18 protein-coding genes are annotated in these 21,643 nt (G+C 37.7%); 4 read left to right on the top strand and 14 right to left on the bottom strand.

The window, feature by feature from the left end; translation table 11 throughout:
* The first annotated feature begins 209 nt into the window (after positions 1-209).
* Positions 210-746, top strand: a complete 537-nt coding sequence (locus tag LRP83_RS03555) for a hypothetical protein (protein ID WP_230495292.1) — start codon at positions 210-212, stop codon at positions 744-746.
* A 185-nt stretch (positions 747-931) separates the two neighbouring features.
* On the opposite strand, the gene LRP83_RS03550 is transcribed toward LRP83_RS03555, so the two are convergent.
* Positions 932-1,516, bottom strand: a complete 585-nt coding sequence (locus LRP83_RS03550) for a vWA domain-containing protein (RefSeq protein WP_230495291.1) — start codon at positions 1,514-1,516, stop codon at positions 932-934.
* Between the two features lie 96 nt (positions 1,517-1,612).
* Here LRP83_RS03550 and LRP83_RS03545 point away from each other — a divergent pair, with 96 nt between their 5' ends.
* On the top strand, positions 1,613-2,119 hold the full coding sequence (locus LRP83_RS03545; RefSeq protein WP_230495290.1) for a hypothetical protein: 507 nt from the start codon (positions 1,613-1,615) through the stop codon (positions 2,117-2,119).
* A gap of 107 nt (positions 2,120-2,226) precedes the next feature.
* Here the strand turns inward: LRP83_RS03545 and LRP83_RS03540 are convergent, their stop codons facing one another.
* Complete coding sequence (locus tag LRP83_RS03540) at positions 2,227-2,397, bottom strand: hypothetical protein (protein WP_230495289.1); 171 nt, start codon at positions 2,395-2,397, stop codon at positions 2,227-2,229.
* 273 nt (positions 2,398-2,670) lie between these two features.
* On the opposite strand from LRP83_RS03540, the gene LRP83_RS03535 reads away from it, so the two are divergent.
* Positions 2,671-5,886: a DEAD/DEAH box helicase gene (locus tag LRP83_RS03535; RefSeq protein ID WP_230495288.1), complete on the top strand. Its 3,216-nt coding sequence runs from the start codon at positions 2,671-2,673 to the stop codon at positions 5,884-5,886.
* A 325-nt stretch (positions 5,887-6,211) separates the two neighbouring features.
* Here the strand turns inward: LRP83_RS03535 and LRP83_RS03530 are convergent, their stop codons facing one another.
* Complete coding sequence (locus LRP83_RS03530) at positions 6,212-7,516, bottom strand: MFS transporter (RefSeq protein ID WP_230495287.1); 1,305 nt, start codon at positions 7,514-7,516, stop codon at positions 6,212-6,214.
* Between the two features lie 127 nt (positions 7,517-7,643).
* Here LRP83_RS03530 and LRP83_RS03525 point away from each other — a divergent pair, with 127 nt between their 5' ends.
* Positions 7,644-8,858, top strand: a complete 1,215-nt coding sequence (locus LRP83_RS03525) for a helix-turn-helix transcriptional regulator (protein ID WP_290369484.1) — start codon at positions 7,644-7,646, stop codon at positions 8,856-8,858.
* A 51-nt stretch (positions 8,859-8,909) separates the two neighbouring features.
* Here LRP83_RS03525 and LRP83_RS03520 read toward each other — a convergent pair whose 3' ends face one another.
* From LRP83_RS03520 to LRP83_RS03470, 11 genes are all read right to left on the bottom strand, one after another.
* On the bottom strand, positions 8,910-9,323 hold the full coding sequence (locus LRP83_RS03520; RefSeq protein WP_230495285.1) for a VOC family protein: 414 nt from the start codon (positions 9,321-9,323) through the stop codon (positions 8,910-8,912).
* A gap of 117 nt (positions 9,324-9,440) precedes the next feature.
* Entirely contained in the window at positions 9,441-10,640 is a 1,200-nt protein-coding gene (locus LRP83_RS03515; protein ID WP_230495284.1) for a M20 family metallopeptidase, read from the bottom strand.
* Complete coding sequence (locus tag LRP83_RS03510) at positions 10,641-11,870, bottom strand: Zn-dependent hydrolase (protein ID WP_230495283.1); 1,230 nt, start codon at positions 11,868-11,870, stop codon at positions 10,641-10,643.
* 19 nt (positions 11,871-11,889) lie between these two features.
* The gene (locus LRP83_RS03505; RefSeq protein ID WP_230495282.1) at positions 11,890-13,095 is read right to left on the bottom strand and encodes a hypothetical protein; all 1,206 of its coding nucleotides are present in this window, start codon (positions 13,093-13,095) and stop codon (positions 11,890-11,892) included.
* Positions 13,096-13,506: 411 nt separating this feature from the next.
* Entirely contained in the window at positions 13,507-14,664 is a 1,158-nt protein-coding gene (locus tag LRP83_RS03500) for an ABC transporter permease (protein ID WP_230495281.1), read from the bottom strand.
* A 16-nt stretch (positions 14,665-14,680) separates the two neighbouring features.
* On the bottom strand, positions 14,681-15,883 hold the full coding sequence (locus LRP83_RS03495; RefSeq protein WP_230495280.1) for an ABC transporter permease: 1,203 nt from the start codon (positions 15,881-15,883) through the stop codon (positions 14,681-14,683).
* A gap of 13 nt (positions 15,884-15,896) precedes the next feature.
* Positions 15,897-16,832 carry an ABC transporter ATP-binding protein gene (locus LRP83_RS03490; RefSeq protein WP_230495279.1) on the bottom strand — a complete coding sequence of 312 codons (936 nt, stop codon included), beginning with the start codon at positions 16,830-16,832 and terminating at the stop codon, positions 15,897-15,899.
* A 164-nt stretch (positions 16,833-16,996) separates the two neighbouring features.
* Positions 16,997-17,665 carry a response regulator transcription factor gene (locus LRP83_RS03485; protein ID WP_230495278.1) on the bottom strand — a complete coding sequence of 223 codons (669 nt, stop codon included), beginning with the start codon at positions 17,663-17,665 and terminating at the stop codon, positions 16,997-16,999.
* Positions 17,658-18,854 (bottom strand): sensor histidine kinase, encoded by a 1,197-nt coding sequence (locus LRP83_RS03480; protein WP_230495277.1) that lies wholly within the window; start codon positions 18,852-18,854, stop codon positions 17,658-17,660. Before LRP83_RS03480 ends, LRP83_RS03485 begins: the two co-directional genes overlap by 8 nt.
* A 197-nt stretch (positions 18,855-19,051) precedes the next feature.
* Positions 19,052-20,497 (bottom strand): PAS domain-containing sensor histidine kinase, encoded by a 1,446-nt coding sequence (locus tag LRP83_RS03475; RefSeq protein ID WP_230495276.1) that lies wholly within the window; start codon positions 20,495-20,497, stop codon positions 19,052-19,054.
* A 255-nt stretch (positions 20,498-20,752) separates the two neighbouring features.
* Complete coding sequence (locus LRP83_RS03470) at positions 20,753-21,328, bottom strand: GNAT family N-acetyltransferase (RefSeq protein WP_230495275.1); 576 nt, start codon at positions 21,326-21,328, stop codon at positions 20,753-20,755.
* Between the last annotated feature and the right edge of the window lie 315 nt (positions 21,329-21,643).

The following is a 21,643-nucleotide window of genomic DNA, read 5'->3' as shown; positions in this document are numbered from 1 at the left end:
ATTTTAACAAAAAAAGGGTAAATATAACATTTTTTTGTTAGCCCCAATGAAGCTGAGCTTCACAACAAGTTATAATAATAGGAAAAACCCAAACTATTAGGATAAACATTTAAATTAATAATTGATCAACCTTAAAAATGGAGTTATCTTTGAAACTTTTCAGATTGGTATTCGTCAATAAGTAGAAATCATTTTAGGGGGAGTTATTTGTGAGTAAAATATTTTCGATAACTGTAATAATATTGCTTTTACTATTGGGGTGTCAAAACCCTAAAACCGTAAAATTAGATACATCTAAATTAGAAAAACTCGAAGAAGGATCTGAAGATCAAGGCATACCTATTTCCTATAAAGCACCATCTCTTAAGGATGGACTAAATGCGCTACCTTTTAAAATGAAATTACCTAAAAATTTACCTTTTAATGCAAAGCCTTTTCAACCGCCTATGATTTATGATTACTCTTATAACGGTAAAATTGTATCTGCCGAATTTATTACTAATTCAAAAAATAACGAGGATAAGATTCTTTTAAAAATAAGTGGGTTCAATCATGAATTTTTAGAAATTAGTCAAGAAGCAGAAAAAATAAACTTAATTAACGAGGTTACAGGATATTACTATGAGAAAATGTTAAATTTTCAAAGTAAAGGTTATTCATATACTATCGTCTACGTGAATGATGCTATTTCTGAACAACAACACAAAAAGGAAATAGTTAATATGGCTAATCAAATACTTGAATAAAAGAAAACGCCTGGGATCCCTGCATTTATGGTTTATTTTTCATTTCTTAGTTTTAATTTATAACTATGTTCCCTCCTCAAATAAATAAGAGGAGGGATTCTATTAGTTAAGACGGTGATTGTCTTTAGATCGTTATTAACGTCCAACGGTGTCTGCCTCTTTTGTTGTTTGGACTACCTAAAAAGTTACTTCATTCTTTTCTCCGATACCGCCTCACAAATCACGTTGTACATAACCTCCACACCATTCTCGGAAGCCTCAAAGCTATAGGCATTTTCCATGTCTATGCCAAGAATGCTTGCTTCCTTCGCGGCATCAATATTTGCTCCCATGAAAATAAACTCCCAATTATACTTCTCTTGCTGATGTTTGATTAGTTCATTAACCTTTTCATAGGTAAATTCACGACTCGCATTTTCCATGCCATCTGTAGTGATGACGAATATGACCTTGCCAGGTTTTTGGTCTTCATTGCTATTAGACAGCCTGTGACCAACATCTAAAATCGTCTTCCCGACTGCGTCTAGTAAGGCGGTAGAACCTCTTACAAAATACTGCTTGTCAGTTAACCTAACATTTTTTGCATCGATGCCGTTCCAAATTACTTCATACTGGTCGTCAAACTGGACTGCTGTTACCATCGTTTCCCCGTCTAGTTGGCATTGTTTTTTGATAAAAGCATTAAACCCACCGATTGTGTCACTCTCAAGTCCTGCCATTGATCCACTGCGATCTAAAAGAAAAATAATTTCAGTTATATTCGTATTCATTCTCCTCATCCTCCTAAGGTTCATCATGCTATAATCATAATAAAGTTCATCCATTATTTGGTCGCCTGTGAAGCGACATTTTCAGGAGGTAAACGTATGCTTGATAAAAGGATGCTAGTGGAACTACAGGAGTTTTTAGATATTCATTTACATAGAATGGTGAAATCGGACATTAAGGAAGCTTCTGATTTTATCGAGTACAACCTATCTGAAAGTGTACAACAGAGTGAAATAGAAGATTTTATCAAAATAAACCGTAAACCGACCTTGCAAAAGGTATTGTTTGATTTTATCGATAAGAAGGCGTCAAGTGATTCAGAGGTATACAAAAAAGCAGGGCTTGATCGCAAACATTTTTCAAAAATTCGTTCCAACTCAAATTATCGTCCAGGCAAAAATACTATAATGGCTCTTGCCTTAGCCCTTGAGCTTAATAAAAAGGATACGAATAAGCTTTTGAGCTCGGCTGGTTACTCTTTGTCGGACAGTGACACGACCGATTTAATTATTCAATTCTGTCTTGAAAAGAAAATCTATGATATCGACTATGTTAATCAAACTTTGGACTATTTTAGTTTGAAGCCGTTGAGTGGTGTGCTTTAAAACTCTGTTTAGGAGAGCAATTTAATAAAAATAAAAAATGTGTCAGGCAAGAGGAGAAGGACAAATGTCCATCTGGGATGCCTGACACTTTTTTCTGAGGGCATAGATTAAATTAAAGGCTTTCCAGCGGTAGGTGAGATATTAGGATCTCCTCCTGGTTGAATGGTCGAACTAATCATTTCGAGCTCTGCTACATCAACATTGAGGACACCTGAATTTGTTTCATCCTTCGCTTCGTTAGATTGTTCTTTTACTAAGCTAAGTTTATCTTTTTCCATCTTGCACCACCTTTTCTATGGTATTGTTTGAAAAGGATTTTTTATCTATACACGTTTAGGTCCCTTTTGATTAATATTACCTTCACAGAATTTTTGATATACTAACTTATAATATTTAAATAATACTTTAAACCTTTTTTATTATTTAAAAATAAGGGATTCTACGGGAAAAATAATAAATGTGTTAAAATTATATATGCATTAGATAAATTTTCAGCTGCAAAATGGATTTACTAGATAAGATAGAAAACTTTTTTCAGAAGGAGAAAGCATTTGAATATAAAATTAACTTTAAAAATGATTCAAGAAATGTGCGGCATAGTCTCCTTCAAACGAGGAGACTCTTTTTATCGAGCTAATAAAGTTCATTTTCAACAATATAGTCCCCATAGTTGCGTTGCAACGGTTATGGGTAACGAGGATTTTGAGGTAACGGTAGAACAGGATGCGCACGATGATCTACTTACGAAATGCAGCTGTCCGAAACTAGCTTCCTTTCAAAAGGATTGCCAACATATTGCAGCCGTCTTATTGTCCATTTACGAGCATCAAAGACTTGGTACATTTCCTAATGAAATATTTAATGACAAGGTTACCTTACCTACGCTAACAGATGGTTTGTTAACTCTATTTAATGATAAACCGACACGTTCAAGTGGACATCAGCTTCACTTTGAAAATCGGGAAGTCCTTGATGCTGAGTTTATTTTCCAACCTGTTCGAATGCAAAATAATCAGTACTTAATCGGAGTGGAAATAAAAATTGGTCCATTGAAAGTAGCCGATATTCGCACCTTCCTTGAACAAGTAAAAGAAGGTAATAAGAGCTTTCTTTCAAAAGATTTTTCATACGAGCCTAACCGCTATTGCTTCTTGAACGAAACAGATGCGATTCTTAAACAATTGATTCATGTCATTCACGATGAAAAAATGTATTTGAATGCTTATTCGGACATCTCAAACACTAAGGAATTTTTACTCATCCCTCCTTCTTCATGGGATAGACTTGTACCATACGTTAAGCAAGCACCTATAGTGAAGCTAAAATATGCTGAGAAAACATTTAATCAGATTTACTTTTCGGATGAAGCCCTTCCTTTACAATTTGAAATGAGCGAAACGAAGGATGCTAGCTATCAATTGAAGATTAAGGGATTGAATCAGTTATTGATATTAGATTCGTATGGGGCTGTTTTATTAGGCAGCTCGTTCTTCCAGATGAAAAAAGATGATGGTGAACGACTTCTAGAGCTTAAGCAAATGCTGAAGACTTCTAGTACTGACATCATTCCAATTGGTGAAGAACAGATTGATTTATTTTTAGAAAAGGTACTGCCTAAGTTAAAAAAATTGGGCCATGTGAAGATAGCTCATTCCTTATCCATGAAGTTAAATAAAACCCCTCTTGTTGCGAAGCTTTATTTAGATCGCGTCAAAAATCGGTTGCTTGCAGGGCTTGATTTTCAATATGAGAATACTGTGATTAACCCTTTAGATGAAAGTGAAACGAAATCAAGTACAGCCATCATTAGAGATGTGGTGAAAGAGGCTGAAATCCTACAACTAATGGATGCTAGTATGTTTGCGAAAACAGATGGCGGGTATTTTTTACATAATGAAGAACTGGAGTATGAGTTCTTGTATCATGTTGTACCCAAATTGCAAAAACTGGTCCAAGTTTATGCTACGACAGCTGTTAGAAATCGGATATTTAGAGAAAATGCACGTCCTAAAATTCGAGTGAAGGTTCAAAAGGAACGAACAAACTGGCTAGAATTTAAATTTGAGATGGATGGAATTCGTGACAATCAAATAAAGGAAATTCTCCAAGCAATAGAAGAAAAACGGAAATATTATCGCTTGCGGAATGGAGCGTTGCTTTCACTAGAAACGAGGGAATTTGAAGAGATTCAGCGTTTTCTAAAAGCTGTGCCAGTCCAAGAAGAGGATTGGGAAAGTGGCTTAAATGTTCCTATTGTAAGGGGGCTTCAGCTACTCGATACGGTGGATCAGGAGCAGACCTTTCAATTTGAAGAAAGTTTCCGAGAATTCTTGGATAGCTTTTACCATCCTGAACGGTTGACTTTCGAGGTTCCCAGTAGCCTTGCTCCTATTTTACGAGATTATCAAATAAAGGGTTATAAATGGCTGAAAACTTTAGCTAGCTATGGATTCGGTGGCATTCTAGCAGATGATATGGGACTTGGCAAGACGTTGCAAAGCATTGCGTTTATTGTCTCAGAGCTTGCTGCTATTCGGGAAAAAAAGCAGCCTGTCCTAATCGTTTGCCCATCCTCTTTGACATATAACTGGCTGAATGAACTGATGAAGTTTGCCCCAGAGGTACAAGCGATTGTCATGGATGGCTCCAAGGAGGAAAGGCTTAAGTTATTTAAGGAAATAGATGTTATGGATGTCATTATTACTTCTTACCCCTTGTTACGTAGGGATTTAAAGTGGTTTGAAAAACAAGACTTCCATACTGTGTTTTATGATGAGGCACAAGCCTTTAAGAATCCATTGACCCAAACTGCTCGGGCAGTGAAAAGGGTAAAGGCCAATCACCGCTTTGCTTTGACAGGTACACCTGTAGAGAACTCCGTGGAGGAGCTTTGGTCCATCTTTCACGTCGTCTTCCCTGACCTTTTTCTAGGTTTAAAGGAGTTTAGTCATTTAACTACGGCTAAGGTTGCCCGCCGTGTTCGACCATTCTTGCTTCGTAGGTTAAAGGAGGACGTACTCGGAGAGCTTCCTGAAAAAATTGAATCGTTGGATTTGGTTGATTTACTTCCAGACCAAAAGAAACTGTATGCCGCTTATTTGGCAAAGCTTCGTGAAGATACCTTGAAGCATTTAGACAAGGATACCATTCAGAAGAATCGTATTAGGATTCTTGCGGGTTTGACGCGATTACGCCAAATTTGTTGTCATCCTTCTCTATTCATCGATGGTTATAATGGTAGCTCGGCAAAATTTGAGCAGTTGAAACAGATTATCGAGGAATCTCGGATTTCTGGTAGACGAGTGTTGATTTTCTCACAGTTTACTAAGATGCTTGGATTGATTGGGAGAGAGTTAACTGGAGCTGGATTGCCGTTTTTCTATCTAGATGGACAAACCCCTTCTGAGGAACGGGTTGAGCTTTGCGAGCGTTTTAATGAAGGTGAGCGTGACCTATTTCTGATTTCCTTAAAAGCTGGTGGAACTGGCCTGAATTTAACTGGGGCTGATACGGTTATTCTGTATGATCTTTGGTGGAATCCCGCTGTTGAGGAACAGGCAGCAGACCGCGCCCATCGCATGGGTCAGACTAAGGTTGTTCAAGTAATCAAGCTTGTTGCTCGCGGTACTATTGAAGAGAAAATGAATGAGCTGCAGGAGAAAAAGAGGCATCTTGTGGAAGAGATTATTGATCCTAGGGACAGAGGTTCGCTTGTGCTGACGGAAGAGGATATTCGGGAGATTTTGGATATTAAAGGGATTGACTAGTTTTGTGTTAGTCAACGTCTTAGTTGCAACGAAAAAGCGAACAGTGCTAATGTACTGTTCGCTTTTTCGTCTATTTTCGCTCCGCCTCTTTTTCTCTGTTCGCGGGCTCCAAGAACCTTACTTGGCGACCGATATCCCTCTTTTTCGCCGTTCGCGGGCTCCAAGAACCTTCCTTGGCGACCGTTACCCCTCTTTTTCTCTGTTCGCGGGCTCCAAGAACCTTCCTTGGCGACCGTTACCCCTCTTTTTCTCTGTTCGCGGGCTCCAAGAACCTTCCTTGGCGACCGCTCTGCCCCTTTTTCACTGTTCGCGGGCTTCAACCTTACTACGAAACAGCCCCAGCTTCTGCCTTCACACCTTTACCCACCTCTAATTCAGGATGAACCTTTCGCAAAACTGATGGTCTGGCAAGGATCAGGACTACAACAATGAGTAAAGCAGCCGACAGCAGTAGGATCCATTGCCCAGGGAAAATATCATAAAGAAAACCGTAGAGTACCATTCCTAATGGCATAAGTGCCATTGACATCGTCTCAATAATGGAAAAAACACGCCCTTTATAATCATCATCAATCGTCTTTTGCAACATGACTTGCAACGGAGTATTGATAACGATAATCATCAATCCGAAACAGAACATTAGCGTCATGTAGTAGGCAAACACTAAACCGTAAGACAAGGAGTTTAGTAGAGGTAAGGCAACTCCACCCATAAGTACAGCCATTCCCAGAATTCCTCGCTTTGAGATAAGGAGTGGAAATCTAACTTCCTTCCGTACTGAAAAATAAACCGACATTAACAGCATTCCGATTGAAAAAGCCCCTTGGGTGAAACCGAAATGTTGGGATTCCATTTTCAACTTATCTATCAAGATATAAGAATAACCAACTTCAAAAGCTCCAAATAAGAAATTAATTAATAAACCAATCCACATCATCGTTAAGATGATAGGCTGTAATTTTAAATATCGTATTCCTGCCTTTATACTTTGAAACATTGTTTCTTTAGCTTCGCCGTCCTCAACCACTTGTTTCTGGTTGGCAAACAACCTGAAATTCATCGTTGATTCAAGGATAACAGCTACACTCGATGCTACCATGTAAATGATGAGGAATACTGGAATTGACACTGTTCCATATAATAGACCTCCAACTGCTGGACTCGCAACTGCGGCAAATGAAATCGACATTTGGTTCAGTGACATCGCTTTTTGGATTCTTTCCTTATCAATCAACCCTGTTATGGAAGCAGTAAATGTTACTCCAGAGAATGTTGATGAAATGGACAAAATACAAGTAGTTGCGTAGATCGAAACAAGTGACAGGCCAGAGGTTAATGTGACCACTAGAAGGCCACCTATAGTCAAAGTAGTTGCGATTTGTGCAGTAATCACAATCATTCTTTTGGAGTACTTATCCGCAATTGCTCCCACAAAAGGTGCAATTAGGGTACGAGGTAATATGTTGCATATGAGATTCGTGGCAAAACTCGAAGCTGAACCAGTCAATTGTAAAATATAGAAACTAATGGCGAATGCATATACCTGTGACCCAAAAGTAGATATCAGTTTACTAACCATAAATGTATAGAGGTGATATGTTGCTTTTTTAAACTTTAAGCTTTCATCCATCCTTAACCACCACTCCTGAAAAAAAGTTTAATTTAATTAAACAAATCATATCATAATCCCCTCTTTCTTTTCAAGTGAAAGTTTAATATAATTAAACTATCCACTAATAAGGAGTGTTCCTATCGATATGCTAGGCGAACGTATACGTAAATTAAGGAAGCAAAAAAAGATGACACTCGAAACACTTGCTGGAACAGAACTGACAAAAGGGATGCTCAGCCTGATTGAAAATAACAAAGCGAATCCATCCATGGAAAGTCTAAGTTATATCGCTGGGCAGTTAGATGTAGAATTGTCCGATTTATTAGAGGAGATTAGTACACAGGAACTGGCTGAACTGCTAGAGGAAGCTGAAATTATATATAATACTCAAACTGAAAAAGACGAGGATAAATATAAAAAGTTAGTTGAACTGATTGAGCCACATGTTAATCATTTTTCCCAAGGATATCAAGTCGCTCGATTATTAGAACTATATAGCTATTCACTTGCCTATCAAAAGAACCCGGAGTGGCAGGATGTATCGGATAAGGCTGCCCAAATGTTCGATCAACTGAATATTACAGCCAATCGGACAGCCATCGGCCTATTTCGGGCTAAGCGTAAATTTAACGATCATGAATACACGAAAGCTTTAGATATTTTTTTGACTGAACGGAAAAGTATTGAGTCCAATCATCCGTATATCGATCCGATAACAAGATTGGATCTTGATTATCATGAGGCTATTCTATATTTTGCAGTCGGTGATTCAGAATCAGCAACTAATGTGATGGAGAATGCTCTTCAGTTTTCAAAAGAAAAAAGAATTTTTTACCTCATAGATGATTTATATAGACTTGCTGCGTGTCAGGGCATGATGACTAAAGATGAAAATAAAAGAGAGTATTATACAAAAAAGTTGCAGCAATATGGAGAATTCGCTGACCATATACATTCTATTATGTTTTGTAAGGTGCTTGATTTCATGGCACTCATTTCTGAGAAACGTGAATACAAAAAAGCTCTTGAGGAAATTGATCATTTATTTACAAAACAAATGGAAGCCTACGAGCCTTGGCTTTATCTTGGAAAAGGAAGAGTATATTATTATTTAGGTCGATACGAAGAGGCTCTTCAGTTTCTTAACAAAGTCGTGGTTCCTCCACTCCACCATCCATTTGATTTATCCATCTTTTTTGTTTTGGATTCATATAAGGCTCTATCCTATCTTGAACTAGGTGATCGTAAAAAAGCTTTACGATTTGCAGAAACAGCTGTTAAAAATTTTGAACCACTCGTTGAAACACCGTTTAAAGCGTTTAGCTTGAAAACGTACGCAAAAATAAAGAATGAGTTATGAGTGTTACCTAAAAAAATGCGGTCCTCTTATTTAAGAGTGGACCGCATTTTTTCAACTAGGCATTTTCGCCATATCCATATATAACACATTCCATCGATGTCCATCTAAATCAGAGAAACCTGCCCCGTACATCCAGCCATCCCGTTCCCCAGGCTCGCTATAAACAGTTCCTCCTGCATCAATTGCCTTCTTAATCAATTCATCTACCTCTTCTCTGCTTTCTCCATCGATTGAAAATAGCACTTCAGTAGCTTGCGTCGTATCGGATATTTCATTTTTCGTAAATTTTTTAAAGGTGGACTCTAGAAAGAGCATAACCATTACATTTTTTTCACCAATTATTAAGCCTGCTGCTTCATGACTATCTTGATGTCGTGGATGGAAACTAAAACCAAGTTTCGTGAAAAATTCTTTAGATCTTGCAATATCTTTAACTGGTAGATTAATCCACAGTTCTTTAGTCATCGTCATTTCTCCTTTTAATTAAGTAGCTAATTTTCGTTAGTTTCTATCATCATGATACTACCTAATTATAGAAACCACAAAAAACCTCTCCCATAAAAGGGAGAGGTAACAACACAATCACTGATTCAAATAACCCCAAGCATATTGAGCGTATAATTCCGCCCCAGTTGCTAGCGCATCTTCATCAATATTAAATTTGCCATGGTGATGCGCCCATTCGGTGTCCTTCTCAGGATTTCCGCTTCCGACTAACGCGAAGCTGCCAGGTGCTTTATCTAAATAGAAGCTAAAATCTTCCGCTCCCATTGTTGGCTTTTCGTGATACAAGGCATCTGCTCCAAATGCTGCCGAAGCTACCTGTTGCACTAATTTAGCGCTATCTTTCTCATTGATAACCGCTTGTGTTCCACGAATGTATTCCACCTCTGCAGTGGCACCATATATAGCAGCTACTTGCTCAGCGTAATGCTGAAGTTGTGTTTCGATATGGTCCCTCGTTTCAGGGTTAAAACAGCGGACTGTTCCTTCAATTACCGCATTTTCGGCAATCACATTGAAGCGTGTTCCAACGACCATTTTTCCAACTGTTAAAACCGACGGATGTTGAGCATCCACTGTCCTTGAGACTACAGTTTGCACATTCATGACAAATGAGGAAGCCACAATAGCTGCATCAATACAATCATGTGGCATCGCGCCGTGCCCGCCTTTGCCTTTAAAGGTTACTTTAAATAAATCCGCTGAGGCAAAGGATGGTCCTGGTGTACAGGAAACTTTCTGTGTCGGCATCTGTGACCAGATGTGGATTCCGAAAACGTTATCGACATCTTCCATTGCTCCCTGCTTAACCATTTCTTTTGCCCCTTGAGCTAGTTCCTCAGCTGGTTGAAAAATCAGCCTTACATTTCCAGGCAATTCATCCTTGATCTCGTTTAATGCTTTGGCTGCAGTTAACAGCATTGCCGTATGAGCATCATGGCCACACGCGTGCATTTTCCCTGTTTCCTTCGATGCATACGATAAATCTGTATTCAGCTCTTCAACAGGTAAAGCGTCCATATCCGCTCGTAAAGCGACAGTTTTGCCTGACCTTCCACCTATAATCGTCGCAATTACACCCGTTGGTTCTGTTCTTCGATAAGAAACCCCTAAGTCGCTCAGATACTGACAAACGAACGCGGTTGTTTGTTCTTCTTCCCAAGATAATTCAGGCTCACTATGGAGTTTTCTACGTATTTCAGTTAGTTCCTCACTATTGGTTTGGATGACCTCTTTTATTTTTGAATGAATGATTTCTTTCATTTCAGTTTGAATCATTTACTCTGCCTCCGTTAACTGCTTAGCTGTCTCAAATAAAATTTGTACAGCATTGGCAATATGAAGTGAATCTGACCATTCTTCAGGACAATGACTTAGACCATTCTTACTTGGAATGAATAGCATTCCAACATTGGTAAAATCAGAAAAGACCATTGCGTCATGACCTGCTCCACTGTTAATGGAACAGGATGGAATGTTAAAATGACCACTCTTTTCCTTTAACAACGTAATAATATCTTGATTCATCTTTTTAGGTTGAATATATAATTGCTGTTCAATGGAGGTTTGAATTCCATTGCCATTAAAGGAATCTACTAATTTTTTCACATCCTCTATGACTTGAAGGACGTTTTCTTCCTTTCCAGATCGAATGTCTACGGAAAATACGGTTTTATCTGGAATGACATTTGCCCCGTTTGGAAAAACCTGAAGTCGACCTGTTGTGATAACCGTGCCTTCCCCTTTACCAATGGCTAGATCCGGTAATTGACCAATAATTCTGGCAGCCGTCACGAGTGCATCTGATCTTTTGTCCATCGGAGTCGTACCGGCATGACCTGCTTGACCCGTTACGATTACTTCTAACTGAGTTAAACCAACAATAGCTTCTACTACCCCAATTGGAATGTTTTGTTCTTCTAGAATTGGCCCTTGCTCGATGTGTAATTCAAGGAATGCCTTAAGCATTTTTGAATCTCTTACTTTTGGAAGCGTTGGGTCTAGCCCAATTTGGGTCATGGCTTCAACAGTAGAAATACCATCTTTATCTCTTAGATTGAAAAAGTCTTCCTCGCTAAGGGTTCCAACAATTCCTCTAGAACCCATTAGTCCACCACCAAATCTTGATCCCTCTTCTTCCACAAGGGCAATGACTTCTAATGGGTATTTGGGTGTTAATTGATTTTTTGAAAAAAGAGCTGCCACTTCAAGTGCTGCAACCACACCGGTGGGTCCATCATAGGAGCCTCCGTTTGGAACTGAGTCAAAATGGGAACCGATTAGGACGCTAGGCGCATCCTTTATCGAACCTTCCAGCTTGCCGAAGATATTACCGAAACCGTCTTCGCGAACTGTTAAACCGTATTCCTTCATCGTTTCTTTTATATATTTACGTGCTTGAAAATCTTCTTTACTGTAAGTAAGTCTAGTAGTGCCTTTCCCTGGTGTTGCAGTAAATTCACTCAATAAGTCTATATGTCTTTCAATTCTTTCTTGAATGTCGTTCATATGAACCCCCTAGATTTTTTTACAGGAATCCGACAAAGATACCTGCTAAGATAACGGAAACAATCGTAACGGTGATAAATCCACCTACTAGCATTGGTGGTAGCATACGGCTTGTCAGCATTTCTCTTTCTTTTTCATCTTCTGATAAAGATTTGATTACTTCTGCTGTAATAATATAATCAGCCGGAAATCCGTATAATGCTGTCAGTGACACGGCAAATGCCATTTCTTTACTTACTTTTAATAGCTTCCCAGCGATGAATGAGAATATATACATACCAATCACTCCGATTACAATCGTACCGATAAGCGGATAAAGTATTTCTAACATCATACTTGGTGTTGCCTTTTTTAGACCATCAAAAATGAATAGCATTAACCCTAAGATGGCGAAGCCAAAACCATTTGCTTTTTGTAAAGGGTGCTTCTCAAGGAAACCAACGCTTGTAGCGATAACCCCAAACAATAAGCAAAGAACGAATGGGCTAATCGAAACGATTGGTGCTAATAGAGTAGAAACCTGATAGGCAAGATAAGCAACTAATGCTAGTCTAAAAAACTTAAAGAACTCTGTGTTGTATTTGGCTGGCATATTTTTAAAAAGTTTAAGTTCAACCTTTGGCGTTGCCACAGTAGCAGCTATTTCTGATGCTACTTTTCCCTGAGCCTCATCAGTAAGTTGTCCATTACGGTATTGCGTAAGTAATCTTTTTCCTTCTTTTTTCAACATGATCGATGTTAGTGGGTAACCTGCAAAGCCTTGCATAACATAGATGACGATGGCAAAAACAGATAGTGAAGCAAGTCCTGCCTCTTTTGCCCCTTCTGACATAATTAAAGCAGATACGACCCCACCAACTAAAGGCGGAATGGCAACAACAATTGTCTCGAAACCGAAAAGAAAGGTCCCTACTCCGAATAATAAAGCGATGATTCCGACAATTCCTGAGAGAGCAATAACAATTGTCTTCCACTGGTTTTTCAATTCTTGAATGGATAATAAAGTGCCCATATTCGTGATTAATAAGTACATCAGCATTGTCGCAACAACTGGTGGAACTCCCGCTAATTCAACGATATTTTGCGGAAAGAATGTCCAATATCCTAGTAAAAACAAGGTAGCACAGATGAAAATAGATGGTACCCATGCTTTCGTACGAACGGCTACAAAATCTCCAACAAATAAAATAAACGTAAGAATGACTAAGGCTAGCATTTGTGACATAAGTATCCCTCCACTTTCTTTTTGATATTTATTATCTTTCGTTTCCCGAAAAATAATATGTTAGTAGAATAATAATACAATAGCAGTTATCAGTCAATTCAAATTTTTAGAATTTTCAATGAAAGCGGTTTCGTTATTGATTTTTATACAAATAAAAAACTTTCCAGTACTTTCGTACCAGAAAATATTATCCTAATATAAATAAAAAAGTGCCAAACTTGTTAGATAGATAAATATCCGTCTGCATAGTTTGAAACAACAGAATTATTTCAAGAATCCATTAGCGAATTATCTTGAGGAGGGTGGTCGAGTGCAAAGGCGTTAATCCACTTATACGGGCGTAAATCTACTTATACGGGCGTAAATCGCTTTGCAGGTACAAATAAAAAAACAAGCACTATGCTTGTTTTCTCACTCAAATCGTATTCTTCTCATTCCTACAACAAGAAATAATAATCCAAAACCGATCAGGATGGCGATGTTATCGATAATATCAATCAAGGTTCCCCCACTCACTATTATTTCTGTAAATCCTCTCAACGCCCATGTTTGTGGTAGGAACTCTGCCATTTTTTGCATGAATTTAGGTGTAATTTCAATCGGCCAATATACACCACTCAGCATACAGGTTGACACGACGATTAAGTTACCAATGGAAGCTTGTTGTTCGACCGTTTTGACCATACCCGCAATACATAGACCTAACCCGACAATTGCAAATAACAAGGCAGATACTAAAATGGCGATGGAGAAAGGATTACCCCATTGAACATCAAACAGATAATGAGTAGTAATGAGTAGAACTCCAAATTGAATCCAGCCAATTAGAAAGAAGGATAGTAAATAGCCAAAAGCAATTTCGAGCTTGGAAGAAGGGGTAGCAAGTATTCGATACCACACACCATTTTTTCTCGCCTCGATTATCGTACCAGTGACACTCAACAACATCATCATCACAAACATAATAGAGAATCCAGCAGCACGTGCAGACATTCCATTCATCTGAGGAACTGATTCATTCTTATCTATATGGACATGTCGAATAGCAAGTGGCTGTTCTTTTGAATTTTCCATTCCTGTATACATCACTTCCCATGCCTCACCACTATATTGACTCCATTGATTGGAAGCCGTTACTTCTATTTTCATCTTTGAAAGCTTATCAGATACATACCCTGTAATTGTTGAACTTGAAGTCAACTCAGGAATTTTTTGAAATCCTACAAAGGAATCTTCACTTTGAAGCATCCCATCCTGGAATCCTTTTTGAATGATAATCACTCCAGGGATTTTTTTGGATTCGATCATTTGTTTTGCCTTTACTTCTGTACTTTTCTTTAAGCTAAAAAGGGCATTATCCTCCTTTAATTGTTCGTATAGGGTCTGTGATAAATCGGTTTGATCTTTATCCACTAACAAAATGGTCATCTTCTCTTGTTCGCCACCGCTCATTAATGAACCAAAAATGAGCGTAAAAAGTAGGGGCATGACGAACATAAGCAAATATGTTTGCCGCTTTTTCAGAAGTCGGCTGATTTCCATACTACAAATAACCCATGATTTTTTCATAAAAATTGCTTCCTCCTTATCTAGCCTTTAATCGCCACGTACCGATCGTTAACGATAAAAGCCCTATTAATAATAAAACAGACATCGGTAGGAATAATTTATCCCATGATGTACCGGACATGATGGTTAAAAAGCTAGTCAACGCCCATTTGTTCGGAGTAATATTCGCAAATGTTTGAAGGGCATCAGGGAATACATAGATTGGAAGCATGGAGCCTCCTAAAATTGCAAAAATTTGGATTCCTACCCCACTGATGACATCAGTTGTTTTTTCTTCTGAAACAAGGCTTGCAAGAATCATGGATAGTCCTGAAACAGCCACTGAATAGGCAATCCCAATCGCCAATACTTGAAGAATATTCCCACCCCAATTAACATCATAGAATAGGGAGGTTGCACAAAAGAAAATGATCAGTTGAACGAATGCAAACAGAAGAGTACCCAGAAATTTCCCTATTAAAATCGATCCATTACTTGTGGGTGACATCATTAGCCGCGCTAAGGTTTCCGTACTGCGCTCTTGAATAATGGATTTAGCTCCCATTGTGGCATTAAACAATAAAAACATGACTGCCATTGCTGCTGCATAATATTGCATCGATGAGACCATTTTTTTACCAATTGATTCTTCTTCTATTCCAAATTGAATTTGGCCAGCTTGATTTAGGTCTGCTACGATTACGTCGACCACTTCTTTTAAATTGACTGAGCCTGTAGTAACTACCGTCGACTTTGTTAAATCGTTAATCACCGCAGTAGTGCTTAATGAAATCGTCTTTACCCGTTCGCTAAAAGACTCCACAATAGATTGGATAACTGTGGCTTTGATTTGTTTATCAGCTTGGGAGTAGATAAGAATTTCTTTCAGACCTCCGTTATTTAGATCCGAGCTCCACCCCTCTGGTATCGATAAACCAACATCTATTTTCCCATCACGTAACAGCTCTTCAAGCTCCGTATCATTCTTTACCATCTTTACCTTAACAAACTCTAATTCTAGTAATACCTCTCTACGAAAGGCTTCGGATATTGGATCTTGATCTGCTTGGTATAGACCAACCGTTGTGTCACTAAAACCTCCATCACCCCCCATTACATCACTTAGGGCAGCTCCTAAAATGGCGGTCAAGATGAGCGGCATGACAATCATCGTCACAAATCCTTTACGGTCCTTCACCCGAATCTTAAAATCCTTCCAAGCAATGATAAAACTTTTCATCGCTTTTCCCCCCTTAATCACGTAATGTTCTTCCTGTTAATGATAGAAAAAGACTTTCTAAGTTTGGTTCCTGGACTTCAAAGGATAGTACTTGAACGCGATTATCCATGGCGCAAGCAATAATATCGCTGAAGGCAAGTTGATGATGATGAACAAATATATCTACTGAGTTGTTTTCAATATCTGGAATCACCCGTTCCACATTGGTAACTTTTCTTAAGGAAGCTGTAAATTCATCCTTTAAGGAAGCAACGCTTAACTTGATTACCGTCCCCCCTGCTAGCCTGTTTACTAAATCGCTTTTTGTACCTAAAGCAATCATTTTCCCTTGATCAACGATGCCGATTCGATTACATAAAAACTCGACTTCCTCCATGTAATGACTTGTATAAATAACAGTCATGCCATTTTGATTTAACCGTTTGACCGTTTCTAAAATATGATTTCGACTTTGGGGATCGATTCCAACTGTTGGTTCATCCATTATGAGTAATTCAGGTTCATGCATTAATGAGGCACCAATATTTATCCTTCTTTTCATCCCACCTGAAAAGGTTTCAATTTTGTCATTTGCCCGATCACGTAAGCCAACATACTCCAATACCTCATCAACACGTTTTTTGGCAAGCTTACTTGAGAGTCCGTACATTTTACCCCAAAATAGCAAATTTTCTTTAGCTGACATCGTTGGATATAAGGCAATTTCTTGTGGGACTACACCGATTTTCTTCTTCACGTCGAGCGGTTTTTTCTTAACCGAAATTCCGTCGACCGTCACTTCACCGGAGTCATAAGTCAGTAAACCACAAATCATACTAATGGTTGTCGATTTACCAGCTCCATTAGGACCTAGCAATCCGAAAGACTCACCTTTTTCTACCGAAAACGAAACGCCCCGTACAACCTCTTTTTGATCGAAAGATTTTTTTATATCGCTCACAACTAACATAACACCAACACCCCTTTTTTCTTCTCTTTGTTACGTTCATTCTATTTCAATTAGAAGAAGTTTCCATGTAGCGCAGGATAGAATTTAACTAAATAAAAAAGACCCTTTCAGGCCTTTTGGAATGGTTTCTATGCTAAAAGTCATGTGCCAAATGAATGCGTTGCTTACAAGAAGGTTGTGATTCCATAACGTACAGCAAAAATGGCTGCTTGAGTCCGATCACGAAGTTCAAGCTTATTAATCAGGCTGGATACATGGTTTTTGACGGTACCTTCCGTAATAAATAGGATGCCCGCAATCTCTTTGTTGCTATGTCCATATCCAAGCTGCTTTAACACTTCTAGTTCTCTTTCAGTCAATTCTTCAAGTAATTTTGGAGCCTCTACTTGATCAGACGGAGTTTCAAATACCTTTGATTTTTTCAATTCTTTCAGCATTTGTGCGGTGATATCTGGGGGGAGGACAATTCCACCTGAATGGACTGTCAAGATTGCTTTTACGATGGTGTCTGTTGGCATATCCTTTAGTAAATAACCACTTGCACCCTTCTCTAATGCTTCAAAAATTAACTCGCTGTCTTTAAAGGTCGTTAACATTAACACCTTTACACCCGTGACATTTTGGGTGATGAGACTAGTAGCTTCCACACCGTTTGTTCCTGGCATCCGAATGTCCATTAAGACGATATCAGGGTTTAGCTGTTTCACTTTCTCAAAGGCTTCACGGCCATCGCCAGCAGTACCAATTACTTCTAGTTCTGGTCTTAGTCCTAATAGTGTGGCCAATCCATCGCGTATTAATGGTTGGTCATCGACAACGACAATCTTAATCATTTCGTCCCCCAGTCCTCCACGTCTTCTGCAGAAGTGGAAATAAAACATTCATTTGGAAACCTTCTCCTACGAAACTTTCGAAAAACACGCTTCCGCCATGTTCCTCAATTCTCTCTTTAATATTGATTAATCCAAATCCCGGCTCAATCAAATGGACACCTTTCCCATTATCCTTGGTAATCATCGTAATCGCTTCCTCCGAACAATTCATTTTTAGTAAAAAAGAGGTCGCCCCTCCATGTCGTTTGGCATTTGTTAAAGATTCTTGAATCGTCCGAATCATGATTGGTTGCAGATAATTTGGAATAATTGTCGGGTCACCACTTAATTCGAAAACCGATTCTAAGTTGGTTGTTTCAAAAAAGTCTGCAAGCAGCTTTCGAATCGCTGGGATGAATGCCACGTGTTCTTCTTCTTCTTGATGTAAGGTTCGTACGGATAAGCGAATTTCCTGTAGCGCATCACGGGCTAGATTTTCGCAAACTTCAATCGTCTCCTCAGCCTTTGGCAAATCTAGTTTTAGTAAAACTTTACTTAACTCCATTTGAACAAGTAAAGCCGTCATCTTATGCCCAACGGTATCATGAATTTCCCGTGCGATTCGATTTCGTTCGCGGATAGTAGTCAATTCCTCTACCTGCTTGGAATAGTTTTGAAGCTGATCATGTGCTTCAGATAAAGCTTGATGGGAGGACTGTAATTGTTCAAATTGACGATCCATCGTTTCACGTGCCTCGAGTAGCTTTCGAATAAGATTCCCAACAACTGCCCCAAAGACAACAAAGGAACCACTTATGACATTTTCAAGAATTTCAATCCTACCCGTTTGTTTCCACCAAGAAAACGCTACAATCCCCCATATTATTAAAAATACATAGGAGGAAATTTTCAAGATTCTTTTATCCGAAATACTTAAGAAAAGAGTTACAGCAATAACTCCAAAGAAAATTAAGTAAAGTGTTATGCTTGGAAATAAAATTCCATATAAAAAACTAAGAATACAATCAATAAGGATATAAACAAGACTCCATTTTTTAAACTTTTCCAAGAATAGTAAAATATGATTCAATATAAACAAAATGGTTGCCACAATCACATAATACTTAAGCCATTGACTACCATTGGGTACTAGATTGTAATATACAAAGGATAGTAGGAAAATCATAATTAATCGTGTAGACGTTAACACAGCAACACCTCAAGTGGATTAAATTTGTTTGGATGAATTGGATAAAAAATTCCTTCTATTCAAATTAACTTTATATCATACTACCAACCATTAAAAGGGAAATTTAATTAATACACATTATTTTTCCAATGTGGATTATTATAATGTAAAAAAGCAGTGGAAACCAAAAGAGTTCCACTGCTTTTATGTAGTTTAATTTAATGAGAGGTTGGTAAAGTTACTTCGATCGTAGTTCCATTCTCATTGCTTATAATATGAATGTTCCCTTGATGATTTTCAATAATCTTCATGCTAATCATAAATCCTAGCCCTGTCCCATTTTCTTTCGTTGTAAAAAATGGTTGGCCTACTCGCTCTAAATGCTCTTTTGGGATCCCACAACCTTGGTCAATCATCTGAATTTTTATAGTATTCCGCTCTTCTGATAAAACGTTGATGTTTATTTTTCCACCATTAGGCATCGCTTCAATCGCATTCTTTAGAAAATTAATAAAGACTTGCTTTAATTGATTCTCATCACAAATTAGTGTTTGAATAGTGGATAAGTAGCTTAATTCAATCTCAATATTATTCATAGTAGCATGCGTATCGATAAGAGCCTTTACCTGTAGTAGAATCTCCAATAAATCAGCCTTATTAAACTCCATATCCTTTGGCTTTGAAAGTACTAATAACTCACTAAGTATAAGCTCAATTCGATCGATTTCAGACTGGATAATTTGAAAATAGCTATGCTGATACTCCTTATTAGCATCCATTAATTGTAAAAAACCCTTAATAGCTGTTAATGGGTTTCTAACCTCATGGACAATCCCGGCAGCAAGTTGACCAGCAACTGCTAGCTTTTCAGAATGTAGCAGGATTTCCTCTGTTTTTTTCCGATCTGATATATCTCGAATTACACTAATAATTCTAATTTCATCACTATTTTCTTTAACGATCGATTTACAAAGTGCCTCCACCCAAACATAATATCCCGCTTTATGTTTCATTCGGTAAGATATTCTGCCGTTACGATGAGTATCTATTACTAATGAACGGCTACCCAATACCCTATCTATATCATCTATATGAATGAAGTCATAGGATGATTTTCCGATTAAATCCTCTGGTGTATACCCAAGTAAATCAAAACAATAAGGTGATACATAACGAAGTTCTCCATCAATATTTGACTTAGTAATCATGTCTAAGGAATGGTCAGTAAGAAGATGATAAAGTACTTCTCTTTCCCTTATTTGATGTCTTTTTTGTTTAATTTCTGTGATGTCTTTTACAACTCCATAGACACCAACAATTTCACCTACTAACAAAATAGGTAGATTAATAATGTTTAAATCAATATGGCTTCCATTTTTATGTATAAATTGACAATCAAAGTTTTGATATTTCCCTACTCGTGCTTCATTATAATAAGAAACTACTTTTTCCAAGCTTTTAGGCTCTACTATAGACCAAAGTGAATTTCCACTTAATTGTTCCACCGTATATCCAATAATAGCTTCACAACTTGGATTTATTTGAACAATGTTCCCCTCTAAATCAATCGCATATACGGCATCCAACTCAAACTTGCCATTCATATCTTTTACTATACGATTTTCTAAATTTAATTTTTCATCATATTCGATCGAACTATTCATCTCTTTCTTAAGTTCCTTTCTCTGATGATGGGTTAATGAAAAAACCGAATAAGCATAGACTAATGGTCTAATCTTATTCGGCTTATACTTAGCTGAAACATTGTCTAATTCATTACTATCGATTTATTCAGTTGGATTTACTATCAAAAATGAGTTTTTTTCAATATCCAAATATTATTATAATTGTAATATTTTATAAATTCAATATTTTTATACTAGATCTTCATATTCAGTCAAGTTTAGCCGACCTAGCTGTTATAGATTCTCTAAAATATTATCATGCTCTGACCGTTCATTAAAGGTTAATACTTCATTTACTGGTTGATAGGATTCACCATAAAAATATAAATCCTTGTAGGTATGGATCATATCGTATGTTTTTTTCATCGCTTCGAAAATCATCTCTTCTGTTTCTCCATCAGGTGCCCAATAAAGAATTTCCATTTCAAAATTCTCCTTTGTTGACAAGGATCTAGTCAAATAACCAATTGATTGTGCATGCTCAAAGCCTTCACGTTTATAAAAACGAAGCCGTTTTTCCGTATCACTATCTTCATACTTAACTGGCTCTACTTCAAGAATGATTGGTTTTTCTTTTTGTTTTAATTTTTCTATTAGTTTATGGCCTAACCCCTGACCACGAGCATCTTTGGAAACAAACAAATAATCCACAAATACAAAGTTATCCAACTCCGCATACATTAACACGTGGTAGGGTCCTTCATCTTTATGATATATATCCGGAAGCTCTTTAAGTAAGGATTCCATATGCTCTCTTGATTTCATTTCTTCAATTGGAAAATATTGATTTAGCTTCTCATACCAATTCATCGAATTTCTCCTTTTAAAGGTCTTCCCTATCAGTCCCAGACTCCAAATAAAATGGAAATTTATAACCGAAGTATGTGCGGATTTTTAAGCTTTTATGCAGACTTAAAAACTCCTCCCCCTTAACACATTAACGTGCTGGGGGACTGTCCCCCAGTACGTTAATGCGGTATAGTGATTTTACATCATTAAAGGACCCTTTACTCCCTGCAGCTATTCCAGTGTTAGTGTGTTGGATTGCTTTACTTTTTGAATAATGATTTCAGCCGCTTTTTTACTTAATTCCTTGTAATCTCTTACCTTAATGACTTCCATTAG

The sequence above is a fragment of the Pseudoneobacillus rhizosphaerae genome (assembly GCF_917563885.1).
Classification (GTDB): domain Bacteria; phylum Bacillota; class Bacilli; order Bacillales; family Cytobacillaceae; genus Pseudoneobacillus; species Pseudoneobacillus rhizosphaerae.
This window is presented reverse-complemented; position numbering and strand designations above follow the sequence as displayed.